Annotated in this window: 13 protein-coding genes; 1 reads left to right on the top strand and 12 read right to left on the bottom strand. The window is 51.2% G+C overall.

The window, feature by feature from the left end; all coding sequences use genetic code 11:
- From HGKM_RS08830 to HGKM_RS09230, 7 genes are all read right to left on the bottom strand, one after another.
- The coding region (locus HGKM_RS08830) for a hypothetical protein (protein ID WP_034578973.1) at positions 1 to 517 on the bottom strand (517 nt) is incomplete at its 3' end.
- Positions 518 to 530: 13 nt separating this feature from the next.
- A complete protein-coding gene (locus tag HGKM_RS04335) occupies positions 531 to 974 on the bottom strand; it encodes a hypothetical protein (RefSeq protein ID WP_019134118.1) in 444 nt (147 codons plus the stop codon).
- Positions 975 to 991: 17 nt separating this feature from the next.
- On the bottom strand, positions 992 to 1,204 hold the full coding sequence (locus HGKM_RS04330) for a Flp1 family type IVb pilin (protein ID WP_019134117.1): 213 nt from the start codon (positions 1,202 to 1,204) through the stop codon (positions 992 to 994).
- Between the two features lie 13 nt (positions 1,205 to 1,217).
- A complete protein-coding gene (locus tag HGKM_RS04325) occupies positions 1,218 to 2,036 on the bottom strand; it encodes a type II secretion system F family protein (protein WP_019134116.1) in 819 nt (272 codons plus the stop codon).
- Positions 2,033 to 2,830 carry a type II secretion system F family protein gene (locus HGKM_RS04320; protein ID WP_019134115.1) on the bottom strand — a complete coding sequence of 266 codons (798 nt, stop codon included), beginning with the start codon at positions 2,828 to 2,830 and terminating at the stop codon, positions 2,033 to 2,035. The genes HGKM_RS04325 and HGKM_RS04320 overlap by 4 nt, the downstream gene beginning before the upstream one ends.
- A 9-nt stretch (positions 2,831 to 2,839) precedes the next feature.
- Positions 2,840 to 4,066: a TadA family conjugal transfer-associated ATPase gene (locus tag HGKM_RS04315; RefSeq protein WP_154645921.1), complete on the bottom strand. Its 1,227-nt coding sequence runs from the start codon at positions 4,064 to 4,066 to the stop codon at positions 2,840 to 2,842.
- 321 nt (positions 4,067 to 4,387) lie between these two features.
- The gene (locus tag HGKM_RS09230; RefSeq protein ID WP_019134113.1) at positions 4,388 to 4,603 is read right to left on the bottom strand and encodes a helix-turn-helix domain-containing protein; all 216 of its coding nucleotides are present in this window, start codon (positions 4,601 to 4,603) and stop codon (positions 4,388 to 4,390) included.
- A gap of 136 nt (positions 4,604 to 4,739) precedes the next feature.
- On the opposite strand from HGKM_RS09230, the gene HGKM_RS04305 reads away from it, so the two are divergent.
- A complete protein-coding gene (locus tag HGKM_RS04305; protein ID WP_019134112.1) occupies positions 4,740 to 5,117 on the top strand; it encodes a helix-turn-helix domain-containing protein in 378 nt (125 codons plus the stop codon).
- A 119-nt stretch (positions 5,118 to 5,236) separates the two neighbouring features.
- Here HGKM_RS04305 and HGKM_RS04300 read toward each other — a convergent pair whose 3' ends face one another.
- From HGKM_RS04300 to rpsL, 5 genes are all read right to left on the bottom strand, one after another.
- Complete coding sequence (locus HGKM_RS04300; RefSeq protein WP_019134111.1) at positions 5,237 to 5,746, bottom strand: methylated-DNA--[protein]-cysteine S-methyltransferase; 510 nt, start codon at positions 5,744 to 5,746, stop codon at positions 5,237 to 5,239.
- 63 nt (positions 5,747 to 5,809) lie between these two features.
- Positions 5,810 to 7,000, bottom strand: coding sequence for an elongation factor Tu (gene tuf / locus HGKM_RS04295; RefSeq protein ID WP_019134110.1), 1,191 nt, complete (start codon positions 6,998 to 7,000; stop codon positions 5,810 to 5,812).
- Positions 7,001 to 7,103: 103 nt separating this feature from the next.
- Positions 7,104 to 9,209: an elongation factor G gene (gene fusA / locus HGKM_RS04290; protein ID WP_019134109.1), complete on the bottom strand. Its 2,106-nt coding sequence runs from the start codon at positions 9,207 to 9,209 to the stop codon at positions 7,104 to 7,106.
- Between the two features lie 17 nt (positions 9,210 to 9,226).
- On the bottom strand, positions 9,227 to 9,697 hold the full coding sequence (rpsG, locus tag HGKM_RS04285; RefSeq protein ID WP_019134108.1) for a 30S ribosomal protein S7: 471 nt from the start codon (positions 9,695 to 9,697) through the stop codon (positions 9,227 to 9,229).
- A 133-nt stretch (positions 9,698 to 9,830) separates the two neighbouring features.
- Entirely contained in the window at positions 9,831 to 10,244 is a 414-nt protein-coding gene (gene rpsL / locus HGKM_RS04280; RefSeq protein ID WP_019134107.1) for a 30S ribosomal protein S12, read from the bottom strand.
- Positions 10,245 to 10,368: the final 124 nt, after the last annotated feature.

Here is a 10,368-nt window from a genome sequence, read left to right as displayed (position 1 = left end):
GGTAATTTTTTAAGTCCTTCTCAAAGGCCGCCTTAGCTTCCATAACCGGACCCAATTGGCTAATCCTTTGAAAGATATTGAAATGAGCCTGGACTTCTGACCATAGGATCCTCGGGGTCTGCCAATCCATGAACTGGTCAATCTGGTCCTCCAGATTTTTGGGAGCTGACAAAGTCATCCCCTTAATCCCCTCCACCCGGATCTCCTGATCATCCACAATAAAGGAATCAGACCGAATGGAAGAAGGAGCAAATCTTTTATCCCAGCCTTCCTTGGCCAACCTATCCACTTCAGATAGGTCCCGGACAGCAAAAAGGCCATACTCCCGGGCCAATTTTTTATCGAACTGGGCCAGCCCCATCTTGGAAGAGAGGCGGAGGCCGGTCCGCATCTCGGCTCCAACCACCTGGATCCGGAGGTAGTCCCCCAAAATACCGACAGTAATCAAGAGAAGGGATAGGAAGCCGGCAAAAAAGACCGTTAGAAGCCCCTTTTCCCGGGCCATCCACTTCAACATAGTAAATCCTCCTTTACTTCCCGCTTTTCATCCAGGCCCGGATGGCCAAGTACTTCCACATGGTGTTGGCTGATGAGGTCCAGTTAAAGGAGGGGCGGCTTTTGACCTCCGTCCTTTCTCCTAACTTAAAGTAACGGAAGGGCAAAACCCTCTTTACCGGCCGACCGGCCTCCACCTTCATTCTCGGCCGGAAAAGTCCGGAAATCTTCCATTCCATCCCTTCCTCCCCCAAAACCGGAATGCCAGAGGGGTCATGAAAGAGAGGAGAATTGGTCGCCTGTTGAACCTCCTCAACCAGCTTTGATTCCCGGTGTCCTCCCTCCCACAAAAGAAAGGAGAGGAAGATAAAGAAGAAGACCAGAAGAAAGGCGATAGGATAGAGGTAGGAGGCCTCTACAATGGTCACTCCACCCCCCTCCTCCTTCATCTTCTTGACCGGGTTTATTTTCCTTATCATTTTCCCCTCCTCTACAGTCAGATGTTCAGGGCCTCCTGTTCGATTTTCTCAAAGAGGCTTCCTAAAAGTTGGGTGAGGTTATCGCGGAAGATGGCAATCAAGGCGATGACGACCAGGATGATGAGAACAATGGCCACCATGTTCACCTCTCCCCTTTCCTCTTCCATCATCTTTACGCATTTTTCCAAGCCATTTCCAAACCAAAGCTGAATTCTTGCCGGTAAAGCCATAAATTCCACCTTTCTATATCATTCCTTGGGCCAACATAGGGGCCATAATTAATATCAGGATTCCAATAAAGAGCAAGATACTGGGAAAAATCATCTGCTGGGAGGCCCGGTCCGCCTCTTCCATAATCCTCCGCTTTTCCTCTTGAACCTGACGAGATCGAATCGTCTCCAATTCCTTGACCAGCTGCTGGGAGCCTAAATGGAGCCCTTCCACCATGAGCTGGCCAATATCTCCCAGGACAGGGATTTGCAGGTGTCGTCCGAAGTTCCGATAGCTCTCTGCCAGGCTGACCCCCTGTTCAATGTCTTCAGTCAGCTTCCTCATTTCCTCATAGAGGACCCCCTCCTGGGATAGGCCTGTCTCTAGCCAGGCATCTTTGACGAGGGCGCCCGCCTGAATGGAGAGGAGGAGGCGGCTGATCATTTCAGGTAGGCTCCCGAGGACCTCCCTTTGGATTTGTTTTGCCTTCTTGGATAAGGAATACTCTTCATAAAACCAACGTCCAATGCTAAGAGCCAAGAGAAGAGGGAAAATGGGAGGAAAAAGAAGGGCGGGAGAAATCCAACCGGCCAGGAGGTAGAGGTCCCTCCACTTTCCCTTCTCTCTTTCAACCAAGACTTCTTCCCCTCGGGGAGACCCATGAATAATGGTCAGCCAGGATTTCTTTCTTGACCAACGGTAGCTTTTAATGGGGTCCGGGAGCCTATAAAAAATAGCCTCTCCGACACCCTCTCCATTCGGCTTGACGGAAAGGGACATTCTCCGGTAAAAAAACAGCCAAAGAAAGAGGACCAACCATACTAGGACCAGCCGAATCCAAAAGACCATCATGAGGACCTCTTTTCTTGATTCACCTCTGTCCTATGGAGAATGGACCGGGCCCAAAGCCAGGCCAGGTAGAAAAGGCCCAAACAAAAAAGATGGATAAGGAGGTTGATCAGGCCCCTTCCTCCTTGACCCAGTGAACTGTAGCGGAGGGAGGCCAGGAGGATAAAGGGCATGACAAAGAGGACAGCCAATTCCCTCTTTGCCGCATAGAGCTTGGTCTCCCTATCCCGGTCCAATTCCCTGCGGTCAAAAAGGAGTCGGTAAAAACTCTCGGTCAGCTTGGCCAGATCTCCCCCCTGGCGGATTCCCAATATAAAGTGGTGGATAAAATTCTCTACCAGGGGGGAGGAAACTTCCTGTCCAAAGGAAACCAAGGCATCTTCAAAACTTTGACCTTCCTTGTACTTCTTGATGACATCCAAGACATTCTCTGTCAACCGGTCCTTAACCTCCCTGTCCAGGCCGGAGAGGAAGCCTTCCTTTTCCTCCCCTCCCTCCCCCTGAAGGGCAGCGCCTGCCCTGGCCCAGGATTCCAAGGGATTGTAGCCGGCATCCAAGAAATTCATCAATCGTTCAAAGAAGGAGAGGATCCACTTTTCCAGGGCCTTTTTTTGAGCCCCGGCCTGGTTGACCTTCCACCAGGCCTTGGCCTGGCGGAGACCAAAGGCCATTCCTAAAAGAATAAACCACCAACGGGGGTAGTAGATCCAGGAAAACAGGCCGGACAAAGCCAGGGCAAGAGTAGCGTAGAATCTCGGGAGGGGATGGCCTCCAACTTGGTCTTTTGCTCGCTTCATCCTCCCCTCCTATCCTAGGAGAGGGCTTGCAACCCCCTCCCTTAGAAATTTATCTTTTCTTGTCAGATGGGCCCCGGTCCATTGGGCAGGCTGGTCCATGGGGTCCTTCCATGATTTATGAAAAAGGCTGTGATAGGTGAGCTTCCCATCCTCCGCGACCAGCTCCTTGATCTCCACCAGCTTCCGGGAATGGTCCGGCATCCGGGAGAGGTGGACAAAGATCTCAATCGCTGCTCCGATCTGCTGGCGGATAGCCTGGAGGGGGAGCCCCTCATGGCCTCCGATAACCATGGTCTCCAAGCGGAATTGCATGTCCTCAATGGAGTTGGCATGGCCGGTCGATAGCGACCCGTCATGGCCCGTATTCATCGCCTGGAGCATATCAATGGCCTCCTTACCACGGACCTCCCCGACAATAATCCGGTCCGGCCTCATCCGGAGAGAGGCTCGGATGAGGTCTCGGATATCCACCCCTCCCTGACCTTTGACAGTAGGGGCCCTGGCCTCAAGAGCTAGCCAGTTTTCTCTCAATCCGAAATTAAGCTCTCTGGCATCTTCAATCGTGATCAGTCGCTCGTCCTCCGGGATCTGTCCCGCCAAAGCGTTGAGAAGGGTGGTCTTCCCCGACCCGGTAGATCCGGAGATAAAAATGTTGGACTTGGCTTTTATACAAGCGTCGAGAAAGTCTGCCGCCTCCCGACTAAGCGTCCGGTTGGATACCAGGTCCTCCAGATCATAAAAAGAGTCGGAAAAGCGTCGGATGGTAAGGACCGGCGACCGGGCAGTGATGGGTTCTAACACCACATTAACCCGGGATCCATCCTTCATCCGGCAGTCGCAAATGGGCTTTCTTTGGTTGACCTCTTTTCCGCTGTCGCTCACAATTTTTTGTATGATGTCGATCAGCCTTTTCTTGGAAGGGAAAACCCGGTCTCCCTTAAAAATCCGGCCCTTTTCCTCATAAAAAATCTCATTATAGGCGTTCACCATGATTTCCGTAATCTTCGGATTTTCTAAGTAATAATCCAAAACTCCATAGCCTCGGATTTCAGCATACACCTGGTCAATCCAGAGGGCCTTTTCATTCATTTTTCCAAAAGACAGAATGGGATGGGCTAATACTTCTTTCTCCACTTGGGCTAAGAGAAAGTCATCATCCATATCAGATAAATCTTTTCTTTGCCGAAGTTCATCAGCAATGTTCTCCAGTATTTGTCTCGTTTCTTTGTCTTCCACAGTCCGGATCACACTCCTTTCGAACCGAGGGTGGACGGCCCTCGGTTACTGCCCGCACCCGGTTTGTCCTAACCTGCCACAACCCCCTGTGGCTCATTGATGTGTAGTATGTTCAGCGGTTTCCAAACGGAGACAGAATCAGATCTCAATAGTAGTGGGGATTCTCGGTCGATACACATCGCTGGGCACTTTTAATGATAGGGAAAAAAGATCCCTCCCGTGTCCCACTTTCCGGGTCATTTGTCCCAAACCGCTCGGATCCATGAAAAAAAGCCCCGTCATTATTGAAGGGGCTTTTCTATATCACTAAAATGTGATGTTCTATTCTATTCCTCGGCCAGAGTCTATGAAATAATCCAAGGGAAGGTCGAGTTCCTGGCAGAGAAGGAAGTAGACTTCCGCGCAGAGCTTGCTCTTCCCGTTTAAAATACGTCGCAGGGCCTGGAGGGAAATCCCTGTCTTGTCCGAAAGGTAACTGACGGAAATTCCCTGTTTTTTTATGTATGATTTGATCCTTGGACCCACAACATTATTCATTGAACTCATTCACTCCATCTAAAATGTAATATTTTCTCTGCTTCCATTTGAAATAGAATATCAAAATAATTTAAGCCTGACAAGCTTGAATAATCACTTCTTCATCACTTATAATGGGACAATAGCGGAGGTCCGTATGAAAGAAGACATTTACAATTTAAAGGTTGCCATCGGAAGAAAGCTTAAATTGTTTCGCCAGTCTAGGTCCTTGACCCAAAACGACCTGGCGGAGGCCATCAATGAGAGAATGGGAACCTCCTATTCCGGCAATGCAGTTTCCTCATGGGAGATGGGGAAAAACTCCATGGCTATTGAGCTTCTCGTCGTCATCGCCTCCATCCTTGACGTGGACTTCCAGGCCTTTGAGGCCGAATCCGGACCAGGAGACCATGGCCACCTTCCCCTTCTCGACCACTATGAAGAGCTGACATCAAAGGAAAGAGAAAGTGTCCAAGCTTATATCAGCTTCCTTGTCTGGAGAAGACACCATGGTGATAAGGACCTTTTGTCCTAGGATCTAGCCCGGATTCACTTCTTATCATACGAAATTTTTGTCCCGCAGATGTCCCTCTTTTCTGGATTTTTTTCTTGCAAAGCAAAGGCCTCGGTCACCACTGACCGAGGCCTTTTTCATTATCCTTCGTGGAAGGAGCCTTCCAGTTCCAGGAGGAATTTCTTCCTCTCCATCCCTCCCGCATAACCAGTCAAGGATCCATCTGCTCCGATCACCCTGTGGCAGGGAATAAAGATGGAGATGGGGTTCCGGGCGACAGCACTCCCCACAGCTCGAGGAGAAGTGGGTCGACCATAGGCTTGGATGTAGGCCTGGGCCAGCTGGGCATAGGAAACGATCTTGCCATAAGGAATATTGACCAGAAGCTTCCATACTTCTTCCTGGTAATCCGTTCCCTGGGGCTCAAAATGAATATCAACCTCTTCCAAAACTCGAAGGTCAACCGGCTGGCCGGAGAAATAAACATCCAACCAGTGTCCCACCCAGTTAATTCCCTCACCGGTTTGGGGGATGGGCAAGCTCCGACGTGGAGGGCGGAAGCCCTTATGATCCTCCCAGTAAAGGGAATAAAGGGTATTCCTGGACATTTCAATATAAAGGCGACCTAGGATAGAATCGTAATGATACATAACTTCTCCTTAAAAAAAATGCCAAGCGCATAAAGCGCTTGGCAGATTTCTTATAAAAGGGAATTACTTAACAATCTTGGTAACAACGCCGGAAGCGACGGTGTGACCGCCTTCACGAACAGCGAAGCGGAGACCTTCTTCGATAGCAATCGGGGAGATCAGCTTGATGTTCAGCTTAGCGTGGTCGCCAGGCATAACCATTTCGGTTCCTTCGGGAAGTTCGATGTCGCCGGTAACGTCAGTGGTTCTGAAGAAGAACTGGGGACGGTAGCCGGAGAAGAAGGGAGTATGACGACCACCTTCATCCTTGGTCAGAACGTAAACTTCACCTTCAAATTCGGTGTGGGGCTGGATGGATCCGGGAGCGGCAAGAACCTGGCCACGCTCGACCTCATCACGCTGAACACCACGGAGAAGGGCACCGATGTTATCGCCGGCAACAGACTGGTCCAGGGACTTGTGGAACATTTCCAAACCGGTAACAACAACGTCACGAGGCTTGTCGGTCAGACCAACGATCTCGACGGTGTCGCCAACCTTGATGGTACCACGCTCAACACGACCGGTGGTGACAGTACCACGACCGGAGATGGTCATAACGTCTTCAACGGGCATCAGGAAGGGCTTGTCGGTATCACGCTCAGGAGTGGGGATGTATTCATCGACCTTTTCCATGAGCTCAACGATGGCATCTTCCCATTCGCCACCCTCTTCCAGGCACTTCAGGGCAGAACCAACAACGATGGGGGTGTTGTCGCCGTCGAAGTCATACTCGGAGAGCATATCGCGGACTTCCATCTCAACCAATTCGATCAGCTCTTCGTCATCAACCTGGTCCTTCTTGTTCAAGAAGACACAGATCTTGGGAACGCCAACCTGACGGGCCAAGAGGATGTGCTCACGGGTCTGGGGCATAGGACCGTCAGCAGCGGAAACAACCAGGATAGCACCGTCCATCTGGGCAGCACCGGTGATCATGTTCTTAACATAGTCGGCGTGTCCGGGGCAGTCCATGTGGGCATAGTGACGGTTGGGAGTCTCATACTCAACAACAGAGGTGTTGATGGTGATTCCACGTTCTCTTTCTTCCGGAGCCTTATCGATATTCTCGTAGGCGATCGCTGCGCCGGTTCCGAATCTTTCGTTCATCACCTTGGTGATGGCAGCTGTTAAAGTGGTCTTACCATGGTCAACGTGACCAATGGTACCAATGTTTACGTGCGGTTTACTCCGTTCAAATTTTTCTTTAGCCATTGCTTCCTCCTAATTCATTGTGAAAAGTAACGCTCATGTCGATTATACGATAAAACGTCCAAAACTTCCAAATTTTAAGTTCGAGCTTCGTTCAAAGGAAGCCTTACTTGTTTTTCTTCTCCGAAACTTCCTCAGCAATGGAATCGGGCACCTTCTCATAGTGGTCAAAGTTCATCGAGTAGGTAGCACGACCCTGGGTCTTGGACCGGAGGTCCGTTGCGTAGCCAAACATCTCTGAAAGAGGAATGTAGGCATCGACAACTTGTACGCCTTCGCGTGGGGTCATCTTCTCGATGGTTCCGCGCCGGGAAGAAACGTCGCCCATGACATCACCCAGATATTCCTCGGGGGTCACAATCTCGACCTTTTGGAGGGGTTCCAGGAGGGTGGGCTTGGCCTTCTTTAACGCATTCTGCATGGCAAGCGATCCGGCGATCTTGAAGGCGGCTTCCGAAGAGTCTACTTCGTGGAAGGAACCGTCGAAGAGTTCGACATCCACGTCCAAAACCGGGAATCCGGCAATAGGACCGGTCTGGCAGGCTTCCTGGATACCTTGGATGGTCGGGTTGATGAATTCCTTGGGAATGACACCGCCGACGATCTTGTTGTGAACCACAATGCCTGTTCCGGGCTCGCCCGGTTTGATCCGGATGCTGGCATCGCCGTACTGGCCATGACCACCGGACTGGCGGACGAATCTTCCTTGGGCTTCGGCCTCGGAGGAGATGGACTCGCGGTAGGAAACCTGGGGGTTGCCGATGTTGGCTTCCACCTTGAACTCACGGAGGAGTCGGTCAACGATGATCTCCAAGTGGAGCTCACCCATACCGGCGATGATGGTTTGCCCGGTCTCCGCATTGGTGTAGGTCCGGAAGGTCGGATCTTCTTCCGCCAATTTCTGGAGGGCGATCCCCATCTTTTCCTGGGAAGCCTTGGTCTTGGGCTCGATAGCTACCGAGATAACCGGCTCAGGGAAGGTCATGTTTTCGAGGATAATCTGGTCTTCCTGGTCGCAGAGAGTATCACCGGTGGTGGTGTCCTTGAGACCGACGGCCGCAGCAATATCTCCGGCCTGGACGACTTCAATTTCCTGTCTTTTGTTCGCGTGCATCTGGAGGATCCGGGAAACACGCTCTCTGGTTCCCTTGGTGGAGTTGTAAACGTAAGATCCGTTCTCCAACTTTCCGGAGTAAACGCGGAAGTAGCAGAGCTTGCCGACATAGGGATCGGTGACGATCTTGAAGGCAAGGGCGGAGAAGGGGCCGTTCTCATCGGCATGTCTCTCCATGATTTCCGGATCTTCTTCATCCTGGCTTCCGGGAGCAATTCCCTGAACAGGAGGAACATCCAAGGGGCTGGGCATGTAGTCTACAATCGCGTCGATGAGGAACTGGACGCCGCGGTTCTTGTAGGCAGACCCGCAAAGAACGGGGAAGACCTTCCGATCGATGGTGGCGGTCCGCAGGGCGGTCCTCATCATCTCAGGGGTGACCTCCCGGTCTTCCAGATAGGCTTCGGCGATCTCATCGGAAACTTCAGAGAGCTCTTCGATCAGGTCGGACCGCATAGTCTCTGCTTTTTCTCTAAGATCGGCCGGAATTTCTTCTTCAGTAATATCTTTTCCCAACTCATCGTGATAGACTTCCGCCTTCATTCTGAGCAGGTCAATAATTCCCTTAAATTCCGCTTCGGAACCGATGGGGCACTGGATAGGAACGGCATTAGCACGGAGTTTATCGCGGATGGTGTCAACAGCCATAAAGAAGTTGGCTCCCGTTGCATCCATCTTGTTGATAAAGCACATGCGGGGAACGCTGTACTTATCCGCTTGACGCCATACGGTCTCTGACTGGGGTTCAACGCCGGACTTGGCATCGAAGAGGGCAACCGATCCGTCGAGGACACGGAGGGAACGTTCAACTTCAACGGTGAAGTCTACGTGTCCCGGGGTGTCAATGATGTTGATCCGGTGGGTGCGGTTATCCCTCTGCCAGAAGCAGGTGGTTGCGGCGGAAGTGATCGTGATTCCGCGCTCCTGTTCCTGGGTCATCCAGTCCATCTGAGCCGCTCCCTCATGGGTATCCCCCATCTTGTGGATTTTTCCGGTGTAAAAGAGGATACGCTCAGTGACCGTTGTTTTACCAGCATCGATATGCGCCATAATTCCGATATTGCGGATGTCTTTTAATTCTGTATGCTTTTCTGCCACAGAAGTCTCCTTCCAAATTAGTAACGGAAATGGGCAAAGGCCTTGTTGGCTTCGGCCATACGGTGCATTTCTTCTTTTCTTCTTACACTCGCGCCTGTGTTGTTAAAGGCGTCCATTAACTCGCTACCCAGTCTTTCGACCATGGTTTTCTCGCTGCGGGCTCTGGAGAATGAAACGATCCAGCGCAGGGCGAGAGTTTGACGACGTTCGGGACGAACTTCCATAGGAACCTGGTAGGTCGCACCGCCGATACGGCGTCCTTTTACTTCCAACAGTGGGGTGGTGTTTTCTAAAGCCTTATGGAAAATCTCCAGTCCATCCTGTCCCACTTTTTCTTGGGCGTAGTCAAAAGCACCGTAAACGATCTTTTGAGCGAGGCCCTTTTTGCCGTCTAACATCACCTGGTTGATCAACTTGGATACGGCGACGTCATTGAATCTGGGGTCCGGCATAACCTTTCTCTTGGGGATATGTCCTTTTCTAGACACTTCGCTTCCCTCCTTACTCAATCTAAAAGTAGATTATGGGTACTCAACGCGGAAAGCCTGGGCCTCCCTGCGCTGCTGTGCATGGACACCCCCGGTAATGGGGAAATCTGTATGCACAAACATCTTACATTAATTAATTGGCATCCTTCTTGGCACCGTACTTGGACCGGGCCTGCTTACGACCCTGAACACCGGCGGTGTCCATGGTTCCACGGATGATGTGGTAACGCACACCAGGAAGGTCCTTAACACGACCGCCGCGGATTAAGACCACGGAGTGTTCCTGCAGGTTGTGACCAATGCCGGGAATGTAAGACAATACTTCCGCGCCGTTCGTTAAACGGACACGAGCGACTTTTCGTAGAGCGGAGTTCGGCTTCTTCGGGGTAACGGTACGAACCGATGTGCAAACACCACGCTTTTGAGGGGACTGAACCGGAGTGGCTCGATTCTTCAACGTGTTGAAGTTGTACCCTAAAGCCGGGGTGGATGACTTGGCCCGTTCGGTCTTTCTCCCTTTACGAATGAGCTGATTAATTGTCGGCATACTCTTCCTCCTTTTCTTCAATAGTTTCCGGCTGGGCCGGAGCTCGCGGTTCTATTCAATAAATAGGGAGGAGACTGAGCAATCTCCTCCAAGATAACCTTACATAGTATACAAAGGATTCTGT

Origin of the sequence: Kallipyga massiliensis ph2 (assembly GCF_000311985.1) — a bacterium.
GTDB classification, from domain to species: domain Bacteria; phylum Bacillota; class Clostridia; order Tissierellales; family Peptoniphilaceae; genus Kallipyga; species Kallipyga massiliensis.
The sequence above is the reverse complement of the archived record's forward strand: the minus strand, read 5'-3'. Positions and strand labels throughout refer to the sequence as shown.